This is a genomic window from Bradyrhizobium sp. F1.4.3 (assembly GCF_040548375.1).
Classification (GTDB): domain Bacteria; phylum Pseudomonadota; class Alphaproteobacteria; order Rhizobiales; family Xanthobacteraceae; genus Bradyrhizobium.
In genome coordinates, this window is the sequence record NZ_JBEPRN010000016.1 from 20,975 (window position 1) to 46,153 (window position 25,179).

Genomic DNA, 25,179 nt, shown 5'->3' on the forward strand with positions numbered 1-25,179 from the left:
GCTTCGCCGCCACAAGGCCCGCTGAGCCTATGACAGATTTCCCATCTCGGGGAGGGCTCCATGTTTGCCGATGGCGCGGACGATCGCGCCCGCGGCCGCCCTGCCGGACTCGAGCGCGCCTTCCATGTAGCCGAAATAGGCAAAGCAGGTGTGCTCGCCTGCGAAGAACAAGCGATCCCCGAATCCCTTGTACAGCAGCGGCCCGGCACGGCAGACCTCGCCCGGTGCGGGGCAGGAATAGCCCGCGGCGGTCCACTCATCGCGCGGCCAGGCCATGAATTCCGGCTCACTGTCGAGATGCTCGGCATAGCCGTTGTAGAGCTCGCCGATACGTTTCGCGTAGAAGGCATCGACGTCCTTCTGGTCGCCGGGCTTGTAATGCGCGAGTGCCTCCTTCGCGACGTCGGCGCCGGCAAACACGCTGAGTTCGACCGGGCGATCGGCCGGCGCAATCTGGTTGTCCGTGCCTTCCCAGGTGACGCCGAACCGGGTCGACATCGACGTCGGCGCCAGGCCTTCACCGATCCAGAACCGCTTCTTCATCGGGCTGAGATATTTCACCGCCGTTCCCATCGTGATGTAGTAGTCCTGCGGCAGCTCCGGCGTGATCGCGATCTTGGCGAAGCGCGAGGCCGGCCACAGGCTCGGCGGGATGGCGAGGACGACGTAGTCCGCCGCGAAGGACGGGCGCGGTGGTGCGTCCCCGACGGCCGCAAAGTCCAGCGTCACGCCTTCGTCCTCGATGCGAATGGCGCTGACCGGCGTCGACAGCAAGGCACTGCTGCCCTCCCTGCCGTTGACCTCCTCGGCGAGACGAATGGCGAGCTCCTGATTGCCTTGCGAGCAGCGCAATGTCTCGGTCTGGGTGAAGAAGGCGTCGACCTGGTCTTTCATGCGTCCGCCGGAAATGACGGCGAGGTTGGCGAGAAAACTCTGCTCATGGGTCGGCAAGCCCTGATCGTTGGAAAGTTGCTCGTCGATGGCGAGCCTGGTCAGCTTCGAGCAGTCGAGGCCGTGGATCCAGTCCGCAACTGTCCTGGCGTCGAGCTCCTTGGCGCCCTCGGCATGCCAGGGCTTGCGGGGATCGACCTTGGCTGCCTGCTGGCTGATCCTGCGGAAAGCATCGTCCATCTCATGGTAAATACGTTCCATCTCGCTGTCGGACGGCCTGTGGCCGTCGAGAAACAGCGGCATAACGAGATCGAGCGCGTCGAAATTCGTGTCCGAGGTGATGACGGACAGGCCGAGCTCGAAGCGCTTGGCGAGGCTCAGCCAGATCGGATGGTTGTAGCCGATCAGTTCGCCGCCGGCCTCGACGATCCCGCTTGCCTTCCGCTTGCTCCAGACCCGGCCGCCGAAACGGTCGCGTGCTTCGAACAGCGTGACGTCGCAATGTCCGACGAGCTCGGAGGCCGCCATCAGGCCGGCGAAGCCGCCGCCGATGATGGCCACTTTCGGACGCCGTTGTGCCAGCGCAATGTGCGCGGCCAGCAGGCGAAGCGAGGGCAGGGTGGGCTGACTGTCGAGCTTGTCCTTGACCCGGCGTTGACGCTCCGCACCCGAAATCTTGGGCCCGTAACGCCGGTGCAATTGCGCAAACAGCGAGCGCATTGAAAATGCCTTTCGAGAAATGTCGTTTGGCGGGCAGCGCTGCGGCCGCCCTCAATCCAGCAACGCCCACCGGAACTGGCAGATTAATAGAACCGAGACTAGCTTACAATCTTAGGAAGAGTCGAGCGGCGGCGTTCCTTAACCGCCGGCCGTCAATCGGTGCGCCAGGCGTGGCCGCCGCGTCATCCTGCTTGTCTCAGGCCGCCGTCTTGCGCCTGGCCGATTTCTTCACGGTTTTCTTGACGGTCTTCTTGGCCGCCTTCCTCTTTGCCGCCTTCTGGGCGCTCAGATACGCCTCGACCTTTTTGGCGGAATGGCCGGCGGCGGCGACGGCGGCGTTCAGCCTGGCCGGCGTGATCTTGAATTTCTTCGACCAGTAGCGGACCTCATAGGCCTCGCTCAGCGCGATCCGGCTCTTGTCGGCGGCGCGGTGTTTCTGGAGCTTGATGTATTCCTCGACCTTCCGTGCGGAATGGCCGACCTTCTTGACGGCGTATTTCAGCTTGGCCGGGGTCACCTTGAACTTCTTCGACCAGTAGGCGACTTCGTATTTCTCCGTGAGCGCAATCAGGGCGCGATCGGCGCCGCCCCGCTTTGCCTTGTCGTCGGCCATGCTTCCCTCCTGCCGCAGATGCGTGCATCCAGTCTAGCATGCAATCGGATTTGGAAGGCAAGCCTGCACCCCGCGCGGCGATTGCGCGGTGCGGCTGTTTTGTCACGGCGTGTCAAACGGTTGTCACGCGCGACCGGGCCTCATGCCGGAAACGGCTTTCTACTGTGCATGGGGTTGTTTTCGCATTTTTTGTGTCGCTCGCATTTCCGTGATGGAACCTTATGGCGGCTGATGCGACTTACCTATAACGCGGGAAAAACGCGCGCGAGGCTGTCATGTCAGAGCAGTGGAAGCATACCGCCGATCCGGCCGAGATCATGCGGGCGACTGGTCACCCTGAACTGGAATATGCCGCAGGCTGGACCATCGCGGGCCTGGTCACCATCGGCACCATCGTCGCCGCCTGGGTGTTTGCGATCTAGGCCGTCGGAAACTGGAGCTCGAAGGCGGCGCCGTCGTCGGTCGGCATCGCCCATGACGGTGCGCAGTTCTATCGCATCTTTGCCTGCGCGCTGGAGGGATCACGGCAAGGCAGGCTCGTTGCGGCAATGCTGCGCGCGAGCGAGGCGCGGCTGGAACGAAGCTTTCCGACCGAGCAGGCGCGAGCGACCTCACGCGCCATCAGCGTCGCCGGTCAAAATTAGCCTTTCGCGAATTGGCGATAGTCCGGCTCGCGGTGAAACCAGAACTCGTAGCCGGTGACGCCCTTCTGCATGGCGACGTCGTGAATCGGCTGGTTGAGCGGAATAACGGGTACGTCGCGCATGCAGAGCGCGATGAAATCCTTTACGGCCTTGTCGTACTCTGTCGCGTCCGTGGTGAACCGCGCCTTGTCGATCAGGGCATCCATCTCCTTGTTCTGGTACGACGAGATGTTGAAGATCGAGTTGTTGCTGTGGAAATTCCAGTAGAAATAATATTCGGGATAATCGAGCCAGCCGCTGAAGCGGTTGAGTGCCAGCGGCAGCTCCTTCTTGTTCAGCGTCGTGCGCCAGTTCGCGCCGGGAATCTTCTCGATCGACGCCTTGATCCCGATCTTGGCGAGGCTCTCCTGGATCAAGATCGCGGTCGGTTCGCCGACCGTGGCCGTGCCCGTGTCGAGCGACAGTGTCGTCTCCAGTCCGGACTCGAAGCCTGCCTTCTTCATCAGGGCCTTGGCTTTGTCGAGATCGGTGACATAGGGAGATGCTTGCGGCCACACCGGCTTTGAAACGTCCGAGGCTCCGCCGTACATGGGAACGGCACGCCCGAAGAAGGCGCTGCTCTGGATCTGCTCGTAGGGCATCGCCCAGGCGATGGCCTGGCGAAGCTTGATGTTATCGAACGGCGGTTTGGCTGTGTTCAGCGCGACGTACCAGAGCGCGTTGGGGATCGGCACGCCCGACACCTTGACCTTGCCCTCTTTGATGATCTGCTCGAAATCGCGCGGCGCAAAGCCGCTCGAGAGGTCGGCATCGCCCCGCTCGAGCATCGCGCGGCGGGTGCCGGCGGAAGGAACATCGCGCGCGATCACGCGCCGGATCTTCGGCAGCGGCCCGCTCTTCCAGTCGTCAAACCGCGCCAGCACGGTCTCGCTGCCCGGCTTCCAGCTCTCGATCCTGTAGGCGCCGCCCCCGGCCTCGTTGTTCTTCAGCCACGCCAGCGCCCAGGGGTCTTCAGCCGTCGCGTTCTTTCTGGCGAGTTCGGAATTGATGATGAAGGGAACGACAACCGCAACGTTGAACAGCAGCATCTTGTCCTTGCGAACATAGTCGATGCGGAAGGTGTGGTCGTCGACGACCACGAACTGTTCGGGCTTTTCGAGCGATCCCGCCGACATCTGAAAGGTCGGAAAGCCGCCAACCTTTACGGCGCGGTCAAATGACCATTTGACGTCCTTGGCGGTGACCGGGGTGCCGTCGTGGAATTTTGCGTCCTGTCGCAGCTTGAAGGTGCAGGACATACCGTCGGCGGCCACCTCCCAGCTCCCCGCAAGTTCAGGCGCGAGTGTCGCGCGATCATAGGACAGCGTGCCGTCCGGAAGTGTCTTCGACGCATACGTCAGCAGCCGATCATAGCAGTTCCAGGACAGGCCGTTTACGGTCTGGTTCGAGCCGACGCCCTGCATGTCGAGCGAGTTCGGCCCCAGCTCCTGCACCACCAGCAGCGTCTCCGCCCGCCCCTGCGCCAAGGCGAAGCGGGGCGCGATGGCCGTCATTCCGGTGACACCGAGGCCGCCGAGCACCACTTGGCGGCGGCTCATATAGAAAGATGAAGCTCTCATCGCTGCCCCCGAACGAGAATCGTCCGGGATCGAGAGGCAAGGCGTATGCCATCAGCAAGCTTCAAGGTGTCGCATCCCTTGCGCACGGCCTATCTCAGCTCCTCAGCCAGAAAGTCGACGAGGGCTCGGACCTTGGTCGAGGGACGCCGGCCACCCGGGAAGACGGCATGCACGTCGACGGGAGAGAGCTTGTAGCTCTTCAACAACGGCAACAGCGCACCGGTCTTGATCTCGGGCCCGGCCATGATAGGCGACGTAACTGCGATGCCGAGCCCCGCCAGCACACATGCAAACACGCCGGGGCCGGAGTCGGCACAGATGCGCCCGCGGACGTCGACGGACGTCTCAGCGCCATTGCGGCTGAAGGACCAGGTGTTGCGGCCGAACAGGCCGGGGCCGAAGATGCAATCATGCGACGCGAGATCGGCCGGCGTCTTCGGCATCCCGCGCGTGGCAAGATAGGACGGCGCGGCCACCAGCAGCCGCGGGAGCGTCGCCAGTTTCCGCGCGCCAAAGCTGGAGTCGTTGAGCGGGCCGAGGCGAATGGCAACATCGGTGCCCTCGGCAACGAGATCCTGCCGCTCGTCGACCACGGACAGCTCGACGCGCAGCAGGGGATGTGTCGCAAGGAATCTTGGCAGGCGCGGGATGATGTTGCGGGCGCCGTACATGATGGGCATCGTGACGCGGAGAGTCCCGCGCAAGGAGTCGACGCCGCGCGCGGCATCTTCGGCGTCCTCGATGTCGGCGAGAACTTCGCGCGCGCGGGTGAGGAACAGAGCGCCCGCGTCTGTCACGGTGATGCGGCGCGTAGTCCGCAGCAGCAGCTTGATACCGAGCCGCGCCTCCAATTCGCCGATGATGCGCGACACCGAGGGCTGCGACAGGCCGAGCTCGCGCGCGGCCTTCGAAAAGCTGCCGCTCTCCGCTGCCCGGACGAACACGGCCAATTCCTGAAGTCGGTCACTCATCTGAAGTACGAATAAATGTTCTCCATCTTCGCCATATACCCCTTCATTTCCAAATGATCCAGATAAAGCGGGCCAACAGCAACCGATGGAGCTTCACATGGCCCTGCAAGACAAACTCGATGCCTTCAAAGCCGATTTCGAAGGCGGCCGCTTTCCGCTCAAGCCCAGCAAGGAGGCGCTCGACACCATGCACCGCGCCACCACTGAGCTGATCGCAAGCGGTCAGGCCCAGCGCGCGAAAAAGGCCGGCGACGTCGCGCCGGGATTTTCGCTGAAAGACCCCGACGGCAGGCCAGTGTCCTCGCGCGATCTGCTCGCGAAGGGGCCGCTGGTCGTGTCGTTCTATCGCGGCGTCTGGTGTCCGTACTGTAACCTCGAGCTCCAGGCGCTCCAGGAGGTTCTGCCGGAGATCGCTGCGCGCGGCGCTAGCCTCATTGCGATCTCGCCGCAGACCGCGCCGAACAGCCGCAAGTCGCAGCGCGACAACAAACTCGCCTTCCCGATCCTGAGCGACGTCAGGAGCGAGGTCGCCGACGCCTTCGGCATCCGCTTCGCCCTGCCGGACGATCTCGTTGGGCTCTACAAGTCGTTCAAGAACGATCTGCCGACATTCAATGACGATCCGTCCTGGGTGCTGCCGATGCCCGCGCGCTACGTCATCGGCCGCGACGGCATCATCGCCTATGCGGAAGTGAATCCGGACTACACGCATCGCCCCGACCCGTCCGAACTGCTGCCGGTGCTGGACCGGTTGCAGGCGGGCAAGGCGGCCTGATCCTTACGGCGTCACCGCTCCGCGGCTTACGGCTCGCGGGGCGGTCAGCTCTTTCCAGGTGGAATTGGCGACATGCACCGGCGAAAACGCGGGCCGTTCGATGTAGCGGCCGTCGCCGGCTTCGGCGCGCAAGCTCCCGTCCTTCCAGACGATGCGGCCGCGCGCGAGCGTCGCGGCGGGGCCGCCGGTGCAGGAAAAGCCCTCGAACACGTTGTAATCGATCCGGCTCATCTGCCGTTTCGCGCTTATGGTCTTGGTCGCCCTGGGATCCCACACCACGATGTCGGCATCCGAGCCGACGGCGACCGCGCCCTTGCGCGGATAGATGTTGAGGATGCGGGCGATGTTCGCCGAGGTCACCGCGACGAACTCTTCCTTCGTCAGCCGTCCCGTGGCGACGCCCGCGGTCCACAACAGCGCCAGGCGATCTTCGAGGCCGCCGGTGCCGTTCGGGATCTTCCTGAAATCGCCGAGCCCGAACCGCTTCTGCTCCGTGGTGAAGGCGCAATGGTCCGTCGCGACCACCTGGAGCGAACCGGACTGCAAGCCGGCCCATAGGCTGTCCTGATGTGACTTGTCACGGAACGGCGGCGACATCACGCGCTGCGCGGAATGATTCCAGTCCTTGTTCTGATATTCACTCTCATCGAGCAGCAAGTGCTGGATCAGCGGCTCGCCATAGACGCGTTTTCCCGCGGCGCGCGCCCGCGCGATCGCCTCATGCGCCTCGCGGCAGCTTGTATGCACGATGTAGACCGGTGTACCCGTCATGTCCGCGATCATGATGGCGCGGTTGGTGGCTTCGCCCTCGACTTCCGGCGGCCGTGAATAAGCGTGGCCCTCGGGGCCGGTGACGCCGCGCGCGACCAACGCTTCCTGCATCAGGGCGACCACGTCGCCATTCTCCGCATGGACCACCGGCATTGCGCCAAGATGAGCGCAGCGCGCGAACGAATTGTAGAGCTCGTCATCATTCACCATCAGCGCGCCCTTGTAGGCCATGAAGTGCTTGAAGGTGTTGATGCCGTAGGTTTTGACCACGGTCTCCATCTCGTCATGGATCTGTTTCGACCATGACGTCACCGCCATGTGGAAACCGTAGTCGGCCGCCGCCTTCTCGGATTTGTGCCGCCACTCCTGATAGGCCGCGAGCATCGACTGGCCGGGATCGGGCAGGCAGAAATCCACCACCATGGTGGTGCCGCCGGTCAGCGCCGCCTTGGTTCCCGACTCGAAATCGTCGGCGGTGACGGTGCCCATGAACGGCATTTCGAGATGGGTGTGTGGATCGATGCCGCCCGGGATGACGTAGGCGCCGCCGGCATCGATGATCTCGCTACCGGTGGGCGCCTCGATCGATGCGCTGACCGCGACGATAGTGTCATCCTCGATCAGCACGTCCGCACGGCGCGAATGATCATGATTGACGACGGTGCCGCCGCGGATGAGGAGGGGCATGGGAACTCCGGGGGAGAGTGCTGAGGACAGAACGCCGCAAAGGCTAAGCGCGCCGGCCGTGATACGACAGGCGAAATTTTAGTCAGTCGCTGTGCTCTTGAGCGTAACGTTCCGAGGAGTCAGTGCTGCATGTGCGAAGACGCATCCGAGGCATGACTTTCGGGCGTACGTCGTGGCCTTGCGCTTCATGTCTCAGCGGAGCACTCTGCGCCTGCGGTGCGCAAAGAACGCCGCCAATAAGGACGGCGCGAGGAAGCATCCATGGCGGTGACGCGGATCGACTGCGACATCCACCCGGCGGTTGGTGGCACGCGCACCACGCTGCTTCCTTATCTCAGCGATCACTGGAAAGAACAGGTCGTCAGCCGCGCGATCGACGGGCTCGATCTCACTTCCTATCCGCCGAGCATGCCGCTTGCGGGCCGCGCCGACTGGCGGCCGGCCAATGGCGCCAAGCCGGGCTCGGATCTGGCGATGGTGCAGAAGGGCGCCTTCGACCGGTTGGGCGCGAGCCACGCGATCCTCAACGTGCTTTATGGCGCGCAGGCCGTGTTCGACGCCTATATGGCGGCCGATTTCTGCAAGGCTATCAACGACTGGATCGCCGCCGAGTGGCTGTCGCGCGATCCCCGCCTGCGGGCCTCCATCGTGGTGCCGATGCAGGACCCCGATCTTGCCATCGAGGAGATCGAGCGTCGCGCCGGCGACAATCGCTTCGTTTCCATTTTGGTGCTGGCGCAGGGCGAGACCCTGCTGGGCCGACGGCATTTCTGGCCGGTCTATCAGCGCGCGGAGAAATACAAGCTGCCACTCGCGATCCATGCCGGCACGCAATATCGCCAGGCGCCGAGTTCGGCCGGCTGGCCGTCTCATCGCTATGAATATTACTTCGTCGAGGCACAGGCGTTTCAGGCGCAGATTTTGAGCCTGATCTATGAAGGTGTGTTCGGCAAGTATCCGGACCTCAAGGTCGTGCTGATGGAATCCGGCGTGAGCTGGCTGCCGGCCTTCATGTGGCGCGCCAACAAGACCTGGCGCGGTGTCCGCGTCGAGGTGCCCTGGGTTGAGCGCGAGCCGGCCGCGATCATCCGCGACAATTTTCGCGTCACCATGCAGCCGTTCGATGCACCGGGCGATGCCAAGAGCGTCGAGGAGATCATCGACCAGATCGGCTCCGACAAGATGTTTCTGTTCGCGTCCGACTACCCGCATTGGCAGTTCGACGGCGACGATCCGATCCCGCCGAACCTGCCGAAGAGCATCATCTCGAAGATGTGCGTCGATAATCCGCTGGAGACGTTTCCGCGGTTGTCGCTGAATTAAATTTTGGAGGATCGCATGAGTGACGTCATCGACCGCCCGCTGCTTGACGAGGAAAAGCCTGCTGCTAGCCGGCTCCGCATCGTCGATTGCGACGTGCATCCGAGCCTGCATTCGCTCGATGATCTCAACGAGTTTGTGCCAAAACGCTGGCAGCAGCATCTGAAGGAATATGGCAGTCATCTGCGCACGCCCTATCTCTTCACCACGCCCTATCCGCGCTCTTCGCCGCTGATCGCACGGCGCGACGCTTGGCCGCCGACCGGCGGGCCGCCCGGCTCCGATCTCGGCTTCATGCAGAAGCAGCATCTCGATCCGCTCGACGTCGAGTTTGGCATTTTGCAGGTGCTCGACCTCTTCATCTTCTCGCAGCAGAATCTTGAATTCGGCGCCGCGATCCAGCGCGCCATCAACGACTGGCAGTTGGCGTTCTGGTCGTACAGGGATCCGCGCCTGAAGGCCTCGATCCTGGTTGGCCAGGACGGCACCGATCTCGCCATTGCCGAGATCGAGCGCTGCGCCAAAATCGGCGAGTACATCCAGATCAACGTCTCGCCACGCGCCAACGAGCCGCTCGGCCGCCGCCGCTACTGGCCGATCTACGAGCGCGCGCAGGCACTGGACCTGCCGCTCGGCATCCATGTTGGGGGTTATGGCGGCCATGCGCCGACCGGTGGCGGCTGGCCGTCCTACTATGTCGAGGAGCACCAATCCAACGCTCACACCATCGCGGCGCAGCTTGCGAGCCTGGTGATCGAAGGCGTGCTGGAGCGCTTTCCCAAATTGAAGATCGTCTTCATCGAGGGCGGCTTCGGCTGGATCCCGTCGGCGGTGTGGCGGATGGACCAGCACTTTGAACGCTTCCGTAGCGAGGTGCCGCATCTCAAGCGCAAGCCGTCGGAATATGTCCGCGAGCATTTCTGGTTCACGACACAGCCGATCGACGAGCCGGATGAGGCGCGGCATCTGCGCTCGCTGATCGAATGGGTCGGCATCGACCGGTTGCTGTTCTCGTCGGACTATCCGCACTGGGACTTCGACGATCCACGCTTCGCCTTCAAGACGCCGCTGAGCGAAGCCGAGCGGAAGAAGATCTTCAGCACCAACGCCCGCGCGGTCTACAAGTTCTGAAACCAACATGGCCCGTCACATCGTCGCCCGCACATCCGACATCCCGCCCGGCGGCAACAAGGTCGTCGATATCGAGGGCCGCGATATCGTCGTGTTTCATGTCAACGGCGAGTTCTTTGCGCTGTTGAATCGCTGCCCGCACGAAGGCGCCCCGCTCGAAAAGGCGGCCTGCGTGGCCCGGCTGACCTCGCCCGAGCCTGGGATCTATGAGCGCTCACGTGTCGGAGAAATGCTGCGCTGTCCCTGGCATGGCTGGGAATTCGACATGCGCAACGGCCAGTCCTGGTTCGACCCGAAACGGGTCAAGATTCGGTCATATCCGGTTGCCGTCGAGCGCGGCGAGGAACTCCAGAAAGGCCCGTATGTCGCCGAGACCTTCCCAGTGCATGTCGAGGACAGCTACGTGATTGTCGAGGTCTGAGCAGCCGTTTCGGATTGTGATTTCATCGCAGGTGCGATAAGCCTCGCCCGCATTCATGGCGGAGATGAGCTTTGTCGAAACAATCCCTGCGAGAGGAGGCCGAACGCCTGATCCGCGAATCGATGGAAAAGAAGACCATCGTCGTGAAGCAGGGCTCGACCCGCATCGAGGCAGTCTGCGGCAAGTGCGGCGCGCCGAACCGGGTGCAGGCGGAAAAGGGCCAGAGCCGCGTCAAGTTCGCCTGCAAGCAGTGCGGGCACCAGCAAGAAACGCTGTAGCTCCGTTGCCTGATTCTCTTGCGTCGTAGGCGTTCCAACCCCTCATCCTGAGGAGCCCGCAAGAAGCGGGCGTCTCGAAGGATCGAAGCCCAACCGGGCCTTCATGGTTCGAAACGCGCGTTCCGCGCTCCTCACCACGAGGGTCTGATCCTTAGCCCCCCTTCACGAATTTCGCGAACGCATCCGCATAGTCCGGGTGCCAGCGCGAGAGGGGCGGGCGGTTCTCGACGATATCGCCGGCCGCCCAGACCATGCGCTTCTCGTCGAGCGCGCGCGGCACGTCGTTGTCCGGGCACAGGATGTAGAAGTCGCCAGCCTCCAGTCGCACGATCATGAAGTCGACGGTCTGCTCCGGCGTCCAGGCCCCGGCCGGTTTCTCGGTGCGGCCCTTCGCCGTCAACCCGGTGAAGACGAAGCCGGGGATCAGCAGATGCGCCGTGATGTGGCAGTCTTTCGTATTGCGCAGCTCGTGCTGGAGCGCCTCGGTGAACGCCTTCACACCGGCCTTCGACACGTTGTAGGCGGGATCGCCCGGCGGCGTGGTGATGCCCTGCTTCGAGCCGGTGTTGATGATCAGGCCGGCCTTGCCGCGCGCGATCATGTTCGGTGCGAAGATGCGCGAACCGTTGATGATGCCCCACATGTTGACGCCGATGACGCGCTGCCAATTGTCGGGCTCGCCGAACAGCGTGCTGCCCGGCTGGATGCCGGCATTGTTCATGAGCAGGTCGGTGCCGCCGAAATGCGCGCCCACGGCGCGTTCCAGTTCCGTCACGCTTTCGGCGCGGCTGACATCGACCACGGACGTCATCACATTTGTGGAAGTCGTAACAGATGACAATTTTGTTGCAGCCTCCGCCAGTCGGCCCTGGTCTACGTCAGCAATGCACACCTTCATCCCGGCGCGCGCAAACGCCATGGCGGCGGCAAGGCCGATGCCAGACGCACCCCCGGTGATCACGGCGACATTGTCTTTGACGATGGCGGGGTGTGACATGGCAATTCTCCGGGAGGGCGCGCTTGATCGAGCTATAACATGGCGCGCGCGCGACCCTGCACAAGTCGGCATGGGAGGTCTTCGTTCCATGCCGACTTTACGCCCTTCCGCCGTCGCTGTATTCTATTCGACGTAACGATCCCGCCCAGATCGAACCAAACAATCACCTCACCAGGGAGTGCAGCCATGGCTGTGTCGCAGGCTATTCCGATCACGCGCCATCCGTTCGCCAACGGGTCCTACAAGCAGATGCTGATCGACGGGAAGTGGGTCGACGCGGCGTCCGGAAAGCGCTTCGAGACCCATAATCCCGCGACCGGCGAGCTGCTCGCAACCGTTGCCGAGGGCGACAAGGAAGACATCGATCGGGCGGTCGCCGCCGCCCGCCGCGCCTTCGAAGGGCCCTGGAGCAAGGTCAAACCGTTCGAGCGGCAGAACCTGCTGCTCAAGCTCGCCGACCTCGTCGAGAAGAATTTCGACGAATTGTCGCAGCTCGACACACTCGACATGGGCGCACCGGTCAGCCGTACCCGTGCCTATCGTCTCCGTGCCGTCGGCATGCTGCGCTACTATGCCGGCCAGACCACCGCGATCCATGGCGAGACCGTCGAGAACTCGCTGCCCGGCGAGATATTTTCCTACACGCTGAAGGAGCCGGTCGGCGTTGTCGGTGCCATCATCCCGTGGAACGGCCCGCTGACCGCAACGATCTGGAAGATCGGCCCAGCGATCGCGACCGGCTGCACCGTGGTGCTGAAGCCTGCCGAAGAAGCACCGCTCACTTCGCTGCGCATCGCCGAGCTTGCGATGGAAGCAGGCGTGCCGCCCGGCGTCATCAATGTCGTGCCGGGCTATGGCGAGACCGCGGGCGCGGCGCTCGCCTCTCATCATGACGTCGACAAAGTCGCCTTCACCGGCTCGCATGTCACGGGCCAGTCGATCATCCGTGCGTCGGCAGGCAATCTCAAGCGCGTCTCGCTCGAGCTCGGCGGCAAGTCGCCGGACATCGTGTTTGCGGATGCCGATCTCGATGCCGCCGTGCCGGGTGCGGCAATGGCCGTGTTCGCCAATTCGGGCCAGATCTGTAGCGCTGGCACCCGGCTGTTCGTCGAACAATCGATCTACGAGGAGTTCGTCGGCCGCGTCGCCGAGTTCGGCAAGAAGCTGCAAGTCGGCAACGGTCTCGATCCCAACACCCAGATCGGTCCGCTGGTGTCCGAGCAGCAACTCGAGCGTGTCACCAGCTATCTCGATATCGGCCAGAAGGAAGGCGCCAAGGCGCTTGCCGGTGGCGGCCGCGTCACCGAAGGCGCGCTATCGAAGGGTTTCTTCGTCTCGCCGACGGTGTTCGCGGGCGTCCAGGACAACATGCGGATCGCGCAGGAGGAGATCTTTGGTCCCGTCATCTCCGCGATCGCCTTCAAGGACATGGATGAACTGATCAAGCGCGCCAATGCCACCACCTTCGGTCTCGGCTCAGGCCTGTGGACGCGCGACGTCAGCAAGGCGCATGCGGTTGCGAAGTCGCTGCGCGCCGGCTCGGTGTGGGTGAACTGCTACCAGGCCATGGATCCGGCCATGCCCTTCGGCGGCTACAAGATGAGCGGCTACGGCCGCGAGTCCGGCAAGCAGCATGTCGAGGAGTATCTCAACGTGAAGGCCGTCTGGATCAAGACGGCGTAATGTTCATTCTCTCCCGCGTCCCGCGGGAAGGAATATTTGCTTTTGCAGGGGCGGCGCCTTTTCCGGTGGCCGCCCCTCGCTATATGATCCGCATCCTTTCATAGACATCCGGGGCTCACATGAAATTCGAGGCGTTGTTCAAACCGTTGCAGGTCGGTCCGTACAAGCTCGCACATCGCGTCGCGATGGCGCCGCTCACCCGGATGCGGGCCGAGCGCGACAGCTTTGCGCCGCGTCCGCTCAACGCCGAATATTACGGACAGCGCGCGACGCCGGGCGGCCTGCTCATCGCCGAGGCTTCGCCCGTGCTCTCGCACGGCCGCGGTAACCCGGCGACGCCCGGTATCTATTCTGAGGCGCAGATTGCCGGCTGGCGCGAGGTGGTCGATGCGGTGCATGCGAAGGGCGGCATCATCTTTCTCCAGCTCTGGCATGTCGGCCGGGTCTCGCATTCGTCGTACCATGGCGGCACGCTGCCGGTCTCGGCCTCGGCGATCCCGATCAAGGCCGAGGGTATGAAGGCGATGATGGCCGACGGCAAGATCGGCGACTACGAAACGCCGCGCGCGCTGGAGACCGAGGAGGTCAAGGGCATCGTCGAGGCATTCCGGCAGGGCGCCAAGAACGCGCTCGCCGCCGGCTTCGACGGCGTCGAGATCCACGGCGCCAATGGCTATCTGCTCGAGCAGTTCCTGCAGTCGCGCAGCAACCAGCGCACCGATCAATATGGCGGTTCGATCGAGAACCGCGCGCGCCTGCTGCTGGAGGTCACGCAGGCCGCGATCGATGTCTGGGGCGCCAACCGTGTCGCCGTGCGGCTGTCACCCCACGGCATCGCCAATGATTCCGGTGAGCCGGATCCGATGCCGCTCTATACCCATGTGGTGAAGGCGCTCGACAAGCTCGGCCTTGCCTATCTGCATTTCATCGAACCGCGCTCCAGCGGCGCCGGCCGCGCCGACGTCAATTGGCAGAACGTGCCGTCGGCGATGGTGCTGTTCCGCCCGCTCTACAGCGGCGTGCTGATGACCGCCGGCGGCTTTACCGGCGAGACCGCGAATGCCGCGATCGCTGATGGCTATGCCGACATCATTGCCTTCGGCCGCATCTTCATCTCCAACCCGGATCTGCCGCGGCGGCTGGAGCAGGATTACCCAGTCACGCCCTATAACCGCGCGACGTTCTACGGTGGCGAGGAGAAGGGGTACACGGACTATCCAGGGTATGACGAGCTGACGCCGGCGTAAGTGTCTTCCGTCATTCCGGGGCGATGCGAAGCATCGAGCCCGGAATCCATTTCACTTCTGAATATGTGGCTAGATGGATTCCGGGCTCGCGACTTCGTCGCGCCCCGGAATGACAATCATGTAGTGTCGTCCCTCGTAATGAGGACGGAGAAGCGCACATGGCCAAAGCCGCAGCTGCTGCAGGAATCGCCACCGGCCAATGCCTGTGCGGCAAGGTCACCTTCGAGATCGACGTTCCCGCGCGCTGGGCCTGGCATGATCATTCCGCGGCCAGCCGCCGCGCTCACGGTGCGGCCTACGCGACCTATGTCGGAAGCTGGAAGAAGCGGTTTCGCATCATTTCGGGCAAGACCGCGCTCACCCGCTACGAGGACAAGGCGACCAGGACCGCACGCAGCTTCTGTGCGCATTGCGGTACGCCGATCGCCTATGAGCGCCCGCGCGGGCCGCACATGGTCAACATTCCCCGCGCGCTGTTCAACGAGCGTACCGGCCGCCAGCCGCTCTATCACATCGCGATCGAAGAGCTTCAGGAATGGACCTATACCGGCGAACCCCTGGTGCCGCTGAAGGGCTTTCCCGGCGTGGTCTGGCAGCGCTCGAAAAGGAAGAAGCGCACTAGCGGCGAGGACCCATTCGAGCTTGGCCGCGAGGAGGCGCTTTAGCCTTCGCGTTGGCCGACGCCGCCGTGCGCGGCGCAGCCTTCTTCGCTGGCGGCTTGGCCGGCACCGTCGCCACGAAATCGAGCGCGCGCTTCACCCAGAGCTTGAGTCCGGCATCGGCTCGCGTGCCCTCATCAGAGACCCGCACGAACCCGGTCATGATGCGCCCGCGCATTTCCATCGGACTCGTGTGTGGCTCCTTCAGCATCCGCGCGTGCGCCTCGGGGCCGACGCGAAACAGCATGCCGCCGCGGCCGCTGATGGTGCAGCACATGACGTTGTCCACCATGAAGCAAAGCCCGCCCATCATCTTCTTTTCCGCGACGTGGCGTTGGCCCGCCAGCAACCTGCGAACCCGTGCGGCGGTGCCTTCGTCGTAGGCCATGACTGTTCCTCCGGCTTCAGCCTATCTTTCCAGCTTCTCCTCGCGCGCGCAAGGCAGCCATGACTGCGCTTCCTTGCGCGCATCCTCCGACTTCGGCCATCATGCGGCTCCCCTCGCGGCAACGCCTGCGAGGCCTGGAGGAAACATGAAGAACAAGATCACCGGCCGCTCCGCCTTTCTCGCGCTGCTCAAGGACGAGGGCATCACCCATCTGTTCGGCAATCCCGGCACCACCGAGCTGCCGATCATGCATGCACTGAAGGATCATCCCGATCTCACCTATGTGATGGCGATGCAGGAGAGCCTGGTGGTGGCGATCGCCGATGGCTATAGCCGCGCCTCCGGAAAACTCGTCGCATGCAATGTCCATGTCGCTCCCGGCCTCGGCAACGCGATGGGCTCGCTCTACAACGCCCAGTTCACGGGCACCCCGATGATTTTGACCGCGGGCCAGCAGGAGCAGGGCCACGGCTTGATGGAGCCGGTGCTGTATGGCCCGCTGGTGCGGATGGCCGAGCCGCTGGTGAAATGGGCGGTCGAGGTGACGCGGCTGGAGGACCTGCCGCGCATCGTGCGCCGCGCCGCCAAGGTCGCGATGACGCCGCCGACCGGGCCGGTGTTCATCTCGCTGCCCGGCGACATCCTGAACAGCGAGGCCGGCATCGATCTCGGCCGTTCCACCCGCATCGACGCGCGGACAAAACCGTCGGACGAGGCGCTGAAGGCTTTTGCCGCGCGGCTGCTGAAGGCCGAACGTCCCGTGATCGTCACCATGGACGAGGTCGTCAAGAGCGACGCGCTGAAGGAGGCCGCTGAACTCGCCGAGCTGCTCGGCGCGGCTGCCTATCAGTCCTCGACGCCTTATGGCTCGCACTTCCTCTCCGAGAGCCCGAGCTTTGTCGGCACGCTGGCGCGGGTGCAGAAGGTCGCGCGCGATACGCTCGCGCCCTACGACCTCCTGATCGCGCTCGGCGGCGATCCCTTGCGGATGTCGGTTTATAGCGAGGTCGACCCGCTGCCGGATGGATTGCCGATCGTGCAGGTCGGCCTGGTCGATTGGGAGATCGCCAAGAATTTTGGCTCCGAGATCGCGCTGAAGGCGGACGTGAGGGAAACCCTGCGCGCGCTGATCCCGGTGCTGAGGGAAATGGGCGGCGCGGCACTGGCCCAACGTGCCAAGCAGCGTCTCGCCGAGCTCGCGCCGAAGAACTGGAGCGCGCGGCGTGCCGCGTTGATCGAGCAGATCGGCAAGAGCGGCGGCCGCACGCCGATCGATCCGGACTGGATGGTGCTGCAAATGGTCGAGGCCATGCCTGATAACGCCATTCTCGTCGACGAAGGCCTCACCTCCAGTCGCCAGATCACGGCGTTGCGCGCGCATCGTGATCGCTTCGGCTATCACGGGCTTGCCTCCGGCGGCATCGGCTGGGGCCTGCCGGCTTCCGTTGGCGTCAGCATCGCCAATCCGGATCGTCCGGTGGTGTGCTTCTCCGGCGACGGTAGCGCGATGTATTCGATCCAGTCGCTATGGACGGCGGCGCATCACAAGTTGCCGCTCAACGTCGTCATCGCCAACAATGGCGGCTACCGCATCATCAAGCAGCGCCTGCTCGCGTTCCACGGCGACGACAATTATGTCGGCATGGATTTTGTGGATCCGCCGGTGGATTTCACCGGGATCGCGAAGGCGCTGGGCTGCGAGGCGATCAAGGTGAGTGATCCCCGGGAGCTGAAGGCGACGCTGTCGTCGGCGTTCAACCGGCCGGGCACGAAGCTGATCGAGGTGATGGTGGACGGGAAGGTGTAGGGGCGCCCGTCATTGCGAGCGCAGCGAAGCAATCCAGACTGTCTCAGCGGAAAGACTCTGGATTGCTTCGCTGCGCTCGCAATGACGATGTGGCGGCAGTGTGCGCAATGTCTCCCTGAGGATGAGTAGCGAGTCTACCCCGTCTTCTCCACCCGATATCCCGCCGCCGGATGCGGCGCGTCGAGCCTGGCGCGCCCTCCGCCGAACAGCTTCTCCCGCAGCGTGCCCTTCGCATATTCCGGCTTGTACCGTCCGCGCCGCGTCAGCTCGGGCACCAGCATGTCGGCGATGTCCTCGAAATCGCCGGGCGAGATCGCAAACGCGACGTTGAGGCCGTCGACGTCAGTCGCCTCGAACCAGTCCTCGATCTTGTCGGCGACCATCTCCGGCGTGCCGACCACGACGGGACCGGCGCCACCGATGCCGACGTGCTCGATGACGTCGCGGACGGTCCAGACGCGATCGGGATCGGCGCGGGTGACGTTGTCCATCGCGCTGCGGCCGGCGTCGTTCTGGACGTGACGCACCTGCTGGTCGAGGTCGTAGCCGGAGAAATCGACGCCGGTCCAACCGGACATCAGCGCCAGCGCGCCTTCGGGGCTGATGTGGCGCCGGTAGTCGGCATACTTTTCCTTTGCCTCGGCCTCCGTCCGTCCCAGGATGATCGTCATCATCGAGAACATCAGAATTTCCGCCGGATTGCGGCCGAACGCGGCAGCTTCCTGGCGGATTGCGGAGACGCGCGGGGCGATCACCTTGGCTGACGGCCCGGACATGAACACGCATTCGGCATGCTTGGCCGCGAACTGCCGGCCGCGCGGCGAGGTGCCGGCCTGGTACAGCACGGGCGTGCGCTGCGGTGACGGCTCGCTGAGGTGAATGGTGTTGTTGATGCGGTAGTTCGCGCCCTCATGATTGACGCGATGAACTCTGGTGGGATCGGTGAAGATGCCGCGCTTGCGGTCGCGCAGCACCGCGTCGTCTTCCCAGCTTCCCTCCCAGAGCTTGTAGACGACCTCCATATATTCGTCGGCGATGTCGTAGCGGTCGTCATGCCCGGTCTGCTTCGCCTTGCCGGCGCCGCGCGCGGCGCTGTCGAGATAGCCGGTGACGACGTTCCAGCCGATTCGACCCTCGGTGAGATGGTCGAGTGTCGACATCCGCCGCGCGAACGGGTAGGGCGGTTCGTAGGATAAATTGCTGGTGACGCCGAAACCGAGATTCTGCGTCACTGCGGCCATCGCCGAGAGCAGCAGCAGCGGCTCGTTTGATGGCGTCTGTGCTGCATTGCGCAAGGCTGCGTCAGGGCCGTTGCCATAGACGTCGTAGACGCCGAGCACGTCGGCCAGGAACAGGCCGTCGAAGCGGCCGCGCTCCAGCGTCTTGGCAAGATCGATCCAGTAGGGCAGGCGGTTATATTCGGCGGTGCGGTCGCGCGGATGGGTCCACAGCCCCGGTGATTGGTGCGCGACGCAATTCATCGCAAATGCGTTGAGCCTGATCTGCTTGGCCATGCTGGTCCCCCGGCGCCCTGTACTGAGCGCTCTTCGAATGATAGATGTGCGCCCCAACTTGGCGAAGTTCTTGCATATAACTGGCCCTTGGCAAGGGCCAAAAACAGAAAGGCTTTGGTATTGGCAAGGCCAAAATCAGGTAGCGCTTCTGCCCTTGGCAAGCCAATCTCAAGAGAGCAAGAACGAAATCCCAAGAACTATCTAAATCCCAAGAACTATCTAAAGAACTATCCAAGTCCCTGCCACTTTCGACGGCCAGTATGGACCGCCTCGAAACTCGAAACCTAGAAAAAGCAAGTCATGACCAGAGCCGACGCCATCGCCCGCGCCCGGGACGACTTCAAATCCGGTGCGTTCCTCGCTGAGCTCGACCGCCGCGTCGCCTATCGGACCGAGAGCCAGAACCCGTCGCGTGGTGCCGAGCTGCGCGGCTATCTGGAACAGGAGATGGTGCCCGCCTTCGCCGCGCTCGATTTTACCAGCCGTCTGGTCGAATCCCCGAGCGGCAAGGCGCCGTTCCTGTTCGCCGAGCATCAGGAGAATGCGTCACTGCCGACTGTGCTGATCTACGGCCATGGCGACGTCGTCGATGGCATGGAGGGGGAGTGGCGCGAGGGCCGCGATCCCTGGCGCACGACGACAGCAGGCATTCGCCTCTATGGCCGCGGCACCGCGGACAACAAGGGCCAGCACAGCATCAACATGGCTGCACTCCGCGCGGTGCGCGAGGCCCGCGGCGGCAAGCTCGGCTTCAACGCCAAATTCATCGTCGAGATGGGCGAGGAGATCGGTTCGCCCGATCTCGGCAAGGTCTGCGATCTCAATCGCGATGCGCTCAAGGCCGATCTGTTCATGGCCTCCGACGGGCCGCGTCTGTCCGCGGATCGTCCGACGCTGTTCCTCGGCTGCCGTGGTGGCATCCGCATCCATCTCGACGTGAACTTGCGCGACGGCGGCCACCACTCCGGCAATTGGGGCGGCGTGCTCGCCAACCCCGCGACCATTCTGGTCAATGCGATTTCGACGCTGGTCGACGGCCACGGTCGGATTCAACTCGAGGCCTTGAAGCCGCCGCGGCTCACCAACCAGATCCGCAGCTATCTTGCGGATGTGCAGGTGGTGCCGACCGAGGACGAGCCCGCGCTCGCGGAGAACTGGGGCGAGGATGGATTGTCGGCGGCCGAGCGGCTTTATGCCTGGAACACGCTGGAAGTGCTGGCGATGTCATCCGGCAATATCGAGAAGCCGGCCAACGCCATTCCCGGCCACGCCAATGCCGTGCTGCAACTGCGCTTCGTGGTCGGTACCAAGGTCGACGGCCTGATCGAAGCCCTCCGTGCGCATCTGGTCGAGAGGGGCTTTCCGATGGTCGAGGTGCGGGCGGCGCAGAGCTTTGCCGCTTCGCGGACCGATTTCGACAGCCCCTGGATCAAATGGGCGGCGGATTCGGTGCGAGAGACCACCGGCAAGGTGCCGGCCGTGCTCCCGAACTTCGGCGGCTCGCTGCCGAACGACGTGTTTTCCGAGATTTTGGGCCTGCCGACGATCTGGGTCCCGCACTCCTATCCCGGCTGCTCCCAGCATGCGCCCAATGAGCACATCCTGCTGCCCTTGACCGAAGAGGCCTTGACGGTGATGGCCGGCCTGTTCTGGGATCTCGGGGAATTGCCCAGGCCACTGACCTGAGCCGTTAACCTGAGCCGCGATCCAGCCGAAAGTCACATTCTATTCCGGCCTGATTTGTGCTTGCATCCGGCCGCATCATCCTGAAAGGGGAAGAAAAAAGTGAAACATTTCCGTCACATCGGCCTCGCGCTCGTCGCGACCTTTGCCATGAGCCAGGCTGGGGCCGAAGAGCTCACCGGCACGCTGAAGAACATCAAGGACACCGGCGCCATCACGCTCGGCTTTCGTGATTCCTCGATCCCGTTCTCCTATCTCGACGACAACCAGAAGCCCGTCGGGTTCGCGATGGACATCTGCTACAAGATCGTCGACGCCGTGAAGAAGGAGCTCAAGCTCGACAAGCTCGAGGTGAAGCTCAACCCGGTGACCTCGGCGACCCGCATCCCGCTGATGGCGAACGGCACCATCGACCTCGAATGCGGCTCGACCACCAACAATGCCGAGCGCCAGAAGCAGGTCGCCTTCACCAACACCCACTACCTGACCGCGAGCCGCTACGTGTTCAAGAAGTCGAGCGGCCTGAAGTCGATCGACGACCTCAAGGGCAAGACGGTGGTCTCCACCGCCGGCACCACCAACATCAAGCAGCTCACCGAGGCCAACGTTGCGAAAAGCCTCGGCGCCAACATCATTCCGGCCAAGGACCACGCCGAAGCCTTCCTGATGGTCGAAACCGACCGTGCAGTGGCCTTCGTGATGGATGACGTTCTGCTCGCGAGCCTGGTTGCCGGCTCGAAGTCGCCGGATGACTACGTCATCTCCAAGGATGCGTTCTCCAAGCCAGAGCCCTACGGCATCATGCTGCGCAAGGACGACGCGCCGTTCAAGAAGGTGGTCGATGCGGCGACCGCTGCGGTCTACACCTCCGGCGAAGGCCAGAAGATCTACGACAAGTGGTTCACGGCCAAGATTCCGCCGAAGGGGCTCAAGCTCAACACACCGATCTCGGCTGAGCTGAAGAACGAGTTCGCAAAGCCTTCGGACTCGCCGAACCCGGACGACTACAAGTAAGCTAGACTCTGATCCTTCGGGATCAGGATCATGTCCGGCCACTCTTGACACCAGAGTGGCCGGACATTTGCATAGGCGCCCGGGACATCTGTGATTGGCGCGTTCGCGCGGGGGACACGTGAACTACCACTGGAACTGGGGAATCTTCTTCGAACCGAACCCGATGGGGACCGGCACCTATCTCGACATGCTGCTGTCGGGACTGGCGTTGACCCTCAAGACGGCGGTACTCGCCTGGATCATTGCGCTGGTCTTCGGCTCGCTGATCGGTGTCATGCGGACGCTGCCGTCCAAGGGCGCCTACTGGTTCGGTTTCTGCTGGGTCGAGTTCTTCCGCAACATGCCGCTTCTGGTGCAGCTATTCCTGTGGTTCTTCGTGCTGCCGGAATTGCTGCCGAGGTCCGCCGGGCTGTGGCTGAAGCAATTGCCGAACGCGCCGTTCTGGACGGCGGCGATCGGCATCGGCTTCTTCATGTCGGCGCGCGTCGCGGTACAATTGCAGGCCGGCATCGGCTCGCTGCCGCGCGGCCAGAAGATGGCGGCAACTGCGCTCGGTCTGACCACCGTGCAGGCCTATCGTTACATTTTGCTGCCGATGGCGTTTCGCATCATCCTGCCGCCGCTGACCTCCGAGTTTCTCAACACCATCAAGAACACGGCGGTCGCCATCACCATCGGCCTGCTCGAGCTCACCGGACAGGCGCGCTCGATGCAGGAATTCTCGTTCCAGGTGTTCGAGGCCTTTACCGCAGCAACGCTCCTCTACCTCCTCGTCAACGCCGTCGTTGTGACCGCGATGCGCTTCCTCGAGCGCTACGTCGCGATCCCCGGCTACATCACGGGGAAATAGCGCCATGTTCAGCAATTTCGATTTCGGGGTCATCATCCGTGCGTTGCCCTATCTGTTCTACGAGGGCATGAGCTTTACGGTGATGTTGACGGCGCTCGCAGCGCTCGGCGGCCTGATCTTCGGCACGGCGATCGCGCTGATGCGGCTGTCCGGCTACAAGACGCTCGGACGTATTGCCGGCTTCTATGTCGACTTCATGCGTTCGTTGCCGCTGGTGCTGGTGATCTTCTGGTTCTACTTCCTGGTGCCCTATATCGGGCAGTGGGTGACCGGCGCATCGCGGCCGATCAGCGTCGGCGCGTTCGCGTCCTCGCTCATCACCTTCATCATGTTCGAGGCCGCGTACTTCTCCGAAATCATGCGCGCCGGCATCCAGTCGATCTCGCGGGGCCAGCCGGCCGCCGCCAACGCACTCGGCCTGACCTACGCCCAGACGATGCGTTACGTTGTTCTGCCGCAGGCCTTCCGCAACATGCTGCCGGTGCTGATCACGCAGACCATCGTCCTGTTCCAGGACACCTCGCTGGTCTACGTGCTGTCGATCACGGATTTCCTCGGCGCGGCCAGCAAGATCGCGCAGCGCGACGGCCGCCTGGTCGAGATGTATCTGTTCGCTGCCGTCGTCTACTTCACCATTTCCTGTATCGCGTCCTTCGGCGTCCGCCGCCTCCAGGCGCGCATCGCCATCATCCGCTAGGGCAAGTCGGTCATGATCGAAATCAGCCACGTCAACAAATGGTACAGCCCGACCTTCCAGGTGCTGACCGACTGCACCACCAGCGTCACCAAGGGCGAGGTGGTGGTGGTCTGCGGGCCCTCGGGCTCGGGCAAGTCGACGCTGATCAAATGCGTCAACGCGCTGGAGCCGTTCCAGGAGGGCGATATCAGCGTTGACGGTACCAAGGTCAACGATCCCAAGACCAATTTGCCGAAACTCCGCTCGCGCGTCGGCATGGTTTTCCAGCATTTCGAGCTGTTCCCGCATCTGAAGATCATCGACAATCTCTGCCTCGCCCAGCAGAAGGTGCTGGGCCGGTCGTCTGACAAGGCGGTGGCGAAGGGCATGCAACTCCTGGATCGCGTCGGCCTGAAGGAACAGGCGCAGAAGTTCCCGGCGCAGCTTTCCGGTGGCCAGCAGCAGCGCGTGGCGATTGCGCGCGCGCTCGCCATGGACCCGATCGTGATGCTGTTCGACGAGCCGACCTCGGCGCTCGACCCCGAGATGGTCAGCGAGGTGCTGGACGTCATGGTCGATCTCGCCCATGAGGGCATGACGATGATGGTGGTCACGCACGAGATGGGCTTTGCCCGCAAGGTCGCCAACCGCGTGATCTTCATGGACCGCGGCGAGATAGTCGAGGACGCTCCGAAAGAGGACTTTTTCGGCAAGCCGCGCAGCGACCGCGCGCAGAAGTTCTTGTCGAAAATTCTGTCGCATTAACCGGGTTGTCATTCCGGGATGGCCCAAAGGGCCAGGCCCGGAATCTATAACCCTGGCTGGTGATTATGGATTCCGGGCTCATTCGCTTTGCGAATGCCCCGGAATGACGGGTTGAGGGTTTCATGGCATCAACAAATCCCGTATACGGACAGCCAAATCCCCCTTCCCCCGCCAGGAGACCTGCCTTGGACTCGATCGCCTACGTCAACGGCTCATTCGTCCCGCTCTCGGACGCCAAAGTCTCGGTCCTCGACCGCGGCTTCCTGTTCGCCGACGGCATCTACGAGGTCTCGGCCGTGCTCGACGGCAAGCTGATCGACAACGCCTCGCACCTGGCGCGGCTGGAGCGTTCGGTCGGCGAGATCAAGCTGAAGCTGCCGGCGACGGTCGAGCGCATCACCGAGATCCAGAAGGAGCTGATCACGCGCAACAAGGTCGAGAACGGCCTCGTCTACCTCCAGGTGACGCGCGGCGCCGACAAGGGGCGCGACTTCGCGTTCCCCAAGGGCGACGTCAAGTCGAGCCTGGTGATGTTCACCTCCGAGAAGGACATCATCAACGCGGCATCGGCCAAGGCCGGCATCAACGTCATCACCGTGCCCGACATCCGCTGGGAGCGGCGCGACATCAAGAGCGTCGCGCTGCTGGCCCAGGTGCTGGCGAAGCAGGCCGCGGCTGAAGCCGGTGCGGGCGAAGCCTGGATGCTGGAGGACGGCTATGTCACCGAGGGCGGCTCGTCGTCGGCGTTCATCCTCACCAAGGACGACGTCATCGTGACGCGGAAAAACTCCAACGCGATCCTGTCGGGCTGTACCCGCAAGGCCGTGGTGGCACTGGCCGAAGAGCGCCAGCTGCGCGTTGAAGAGCGTTCCTTCACCGTCGCCGAGGCGCTGGCCGCCAAGGAAGCCTTCGCCACCTCGGCCTCGCTGTTCGTGCAGCCGGTGGTCGCGATCGACGGCAAGAAGGTCGGCGACGGCAAGCCCGGCCCGATGGCAACGCGGCTGCGCGAGATCTATGTGGAGTTCGCCAAGGCGACTGCGGTTTAGGCCGTTTTG

The 25,179-nt window shown here is 63.4% G+C and carries 24 protein-coding genes; 16 read left to right on the forward strand and 8 right to left on the reverse strand.

Annotated elements, in window-relative coordinates; translation table 11 throughout:
* Positions 1-27: 27 nt before the first annotated feature.
* Complete coding sequence (locus tag ABIB73_RS29845) at positions 28-1,611, reverse strand: flavin monoamine oxidase family protein (RefSeq protein WP_354229898.1); 1,584 nt, start codon at positions 1,609-1,611, stop codon at positions 28-30.
* Between the two features lie 196 nt (positions 1,612-1,807).
* Complete coding sequence (locus tag ABIB73_RS29850; protein WP_354229900.1) at positions 1,808-2,224, reverse strand: DUF3606 domain-containing protein; 417 nt, start codon at positions 2,222-2,224, stop codon at positions 1,808-1,810.
* A 275-nt stretch (positions 2,225-2,499) separates the two neighbouring features.
* On the opposite strand from ABIB73_RS29850, the gene ABIB73_RS29855 reads away from it, so the two are divergent.
* Positions 2,500-2,646 (forward strand): hypothetical protein, encoded by a 147-nt coding sequence (locus tag ABIB73_RS29855; protein WP_197087279.1) that lies wholly within the window; start codon positions 2,500-2,502, stop codon positions 2,644-2,646.
* A gap of 218 nt (positions 2,647-2,864) precedes the next feature.
* Here the strand turns inward: ABIB73_RS29855 and ABIB73_RS29860 are convergent, their stop codons facing one another.
* Both ABIB73_RS29860 and ABIB73_RS29865 read right to left on the reverse strand, forming a co-directional pair.
* Complete coding sequence (locus ABIB73_RS29860; protein ID WP_354229902.1) at positions 2,865-4,487, reverse strand: ABC transporter substrate-binding protein; 1,623 nt, start codon at positions 4,485-4,487, stop codon at positions 2,865-2,867.
* Positions 4,488-4,576: 89 nt separating this feature from the next.
* On the reverse strand, positions 4,577-5,458 hold the full coding sequence (locus ABIB73_RS29865; RefSeq protein WP_354229904.1) for a LysR family transcriptional regulator: 882 nt from the start codon (positions 5,456-5,458) through the stop codon (positions 4,577-4,579).
* 97 nt (positions 5,459-5,555) lie between these two features.
* Between ABIB73_RS29865 and ABIB73_RS29870 the strand changes: the two genes are divergently transcribed.
* Positions 5,556-6,233 (forward strand): peroxiredoxin-like family protein, encoded by a 678-nt coding sequence (locus ABIB73_RS29870; RefSeq protein ID WP_354229906.1) that lies wholly within the window; start codon positions 5,556-5,558, stop codon positions 6,231-6,233.
* A gap of 3 nt (positions 6,234-6,236) precedes the next feature.
* On the opposite strand, the gene hydA is transcribed toward ABIB73_RS29870, so the two are convergent.
* Positions 6,237-7,691: a dihydropyrimidinase gene (gene hydA, locus ABIB73_RS29875; protein WP_354229908.1), complete on the reverse strand. Its 1,455-nt coding sequence runs from the start codon at positions 7,689-7,691 to the stop codon at positions 6,237-6,239.
* 261 nt (positions 7,692-7,952) lie between these two features.
* Between hydA and ABIB73_RS29880 the strand changes: the two genes are divergently transcribed.
* The 4 genes from ABIB73_RS29880 (at position 7,953) to ABIB73_RS29895 (ending at position 10,841) form a co-directional block, all read left to right on the forward strand.
* A complete protein-coding gene (locus tag ABIB73_RS29880; RefSeq protein WP_354229910.1) occupies positions 7,953-9,014 on the forward strand; it encodes an amidohydrolase family protein in 1,062 nt (353 codons plus the stop codon).
* 15 nt (positions 9,015-9,029) lie between these two features.
* Positions 9,030-10,142 (forward strand): amidohydrolase family protein, encoded by a 1,113-nt coding sequence (locus ABIB73_RS29885; RefSeq protein WP_354229912.1) that lies wholly within the window; start codon positions 9,030-9,032, stop codon positions 10,140-10,142.
* Positions 10,143-10,149: 7 nt separating this feature from the next.
* Positions 10,150-10,563 (forward strand): Rieske (2Fe-2S) protein, encoded by a 414-nt coding sequence (locus ABIB73_RS29890; RefSeq protein WP_354229914.1) that lies wholly within the window; start codon positions 10,150-10,152, stop codon positions 10,561-10,563.
* 71 nt (positions 10,564-10,634) lie between these two features.
* Entirely contained in the window at positions 10,635-10,841 is a 207-nt protein-coding gene (locus tag ABIB73_RS29895; protein ID WP_354229916.1) for a hypothetical protein, read from the forward strand.
* A 151-nt stretch (positions 10,842-10,992) separates the two neighbouring features.
* On the opposite strand, the gene ABIB73_RS29900 is transcribed toward ABIB73_RS29895, so the two are convergent.
* On the reverse strand, positions 10,993-11,838 hold the full coding sequence (locus ABIB73_RS29900) for an SDR family NAD(P)-dependent oxidoreductase (RefSeq protein WP_354229918.1): 846 nt from the start codon (positions 11,836-11,838) through the stop codon (positions 10,993-10,995).
* Between the two features lie 186 nt (positions 11,839-12,024).
* Here ABIB73_RS29900 and ABIB73_RS29905 point away from each other — a divergent pair, with 186 nt between their 5' ends.
* From ABIB73_RS29905 to ABIB73_RS29915, 3 genes are all read left to right on the forward strand, one after another.
* Positions 12,025-13,521, forward strand: a complete 1,497-nt coding sequence (locus tag ABIB73_RS29905; RefSeq protein WP_354229920.1) for an aldehyde dehydrogenase family protein — start codon at positions 12,025-12,027, stop codon at positions 13,519-13,521.
* 119 nt (positions 13,522-13,640) lie between these two features.
* A complete protein-coding gene (locus tag ABIB73_RS29910; RefSeq protein ID WP_354229922.1) occupies positions 13,641-14,768 on the forward strand; it encodes an alkene reductase in 1,128 nt (375 codons plus the stop codon).
* A 158-nt stretch (positions 14,769-14,926) separates the two neighbouring features.
* Positions 14,927-15,433 (forward strand): GFA family protein, encoded by a 507-nt coding sequence (locus tag ABIB73_RS29915; RefSeq protein ID WP_354229924.1) that lies wholly within the window; start codon positions 14,927-14,929, stop codon positions 15,431-15,433.
* Here ABIB73_RS29915 and ABIB73_RS29920 read toward each other — a convergent pair.
* Positions 15,387-15,815, reverse strand: coding sequence for a TfoX/Sxy family protein (locus ABIB73_RS29920; RefSeq protein WP_354229926.1), 429 nt, complete (start codon positions 15,813-15,815; stop codon positions 15,387-15,389). The two genes, ABIB73_RS29915 and ABIB73_RS29920, sit on opposite strands and share 47 nt — an antisense overlap.
* A gap of 145 nt (positions 15,816-15,960) precedes the next feature.
* Here ABIB73_RS29920 and ABIB73_RS29925 point away from each other — a divergent pair, with 145 nt between their 5' ends.
* Complete coding sequence (locus ABIB73_RS29925; protein WP_354229928.1) at positions 15,961-17,622, forward strand: thiamine pyrophosphate-binding protein; 1,662 nt, start codon at positions 15,961-15,963, stop codon at positions 17,620-17,622.
* Between the two features lie 134 nt (positions 17,623-17,756).
* On the opposite strand, the gene ABIB73_RS29930 is transcribed toward ABIB73_RS29925, so the two are convergent.
* Entirely contained in the window at positions 17,757-19,136 is a 1,380-nt protein-coding gene (locus tag ABIB73_RS29930; RefSeq protein ID WP_354229930.1) for an LLM class flavin-dependent oxidoreductase, read from the reverse strand.
* A gap of 300 nt (positions 19,137-19,436) precedes the next feature.
* Here ABIB73_RS29930 and ABIB73_RS29935 point away from each other — a divergent pair, with 300 nt between their 5' ends.
* The 6 genes from ABIB73_RS29935 to ABIB73_RS29960 all read left to right on the forward strand — a co-directional run bounded on the left by ABIB73_RS29935 (position 19,437) and on the right by ABIB73_RS29960 (position 25,170).
* Positions 19,437-20,822 carry a M20 family metallopeptidase gene (locus ABIB73_RS29935; RefSeq protein WP_354229932.1) on the forward strand — a complete coding sequence of 462 codons (1,386 nt, stop codon included), beginning with the start codon at positions 19,437-19,439 and terminating at the stop codon, positions 20,820-20,822.
* A gap of 99 nt (positions 20,823-20,921) precedes the next feature.
* Positions 20,922-21,833, forward strand: coding sequence for an amino acid ABC transporter substrate-binding protein (locus ABIB73_RS29940; RefSeq protein ID WP_354229934.1), 912 nt, complete (start codon positions 20,922-20,924; stop codon positions 21,831-21,833).
* Between the two features lie 118 nt (positions 21,834-21,951).
* On the forward strand, positions 21,952-22,683 hold the full coding sequence (locus ABIB73_RS29945; protein ID WP_354230103.1) for an amino acid ABC transporter permease: 732 nt from the start codon (positions 21,952-21,954) through the stop codon (positions 22,681-22,683).
* A gap of 4 nt (positions 22,684-22,687) precedes the next feature.
* The gene (locus ABIB73_RS29950) at positions 22,688-23,380 is read left to right on the forward strand and encodes an amino acid ABC transporter permease (protein ID WP_354229935.1); all 693 of its coding nucleotides are present in this window, start codon (positions 22,688-22,690) and stop codon (positions 23,378-23,380) included.
* Between the two features lie 12 nt (positions 23,381-23,392).
* Positions 23,393-24,124, forward strand: coding sequence for an amino acid ABC transporter ATP-binding protein (locus ABIB73_RS29955; RefSeq protein ID WP_354229937.1), 732 nt, complete (start codon positions 23,393-23,395; stop codon positions 24,122-24,124).
* Positions 24,125-24,309: 185 nt separating this feature from the next.
* Positions 24,310-25,170: a D-amino-acid transaminase gene (locus ABIB73_RS29960; protein ID WP_354229939.1), complete on the forward strand. Its 861-nt coding sequence runs from the start codon at positions 24,310-24,312 to the stop codon at positions 25,168-25,170.
* Positions 25,171-25,179: the final 9 nt, after the last annotated feature.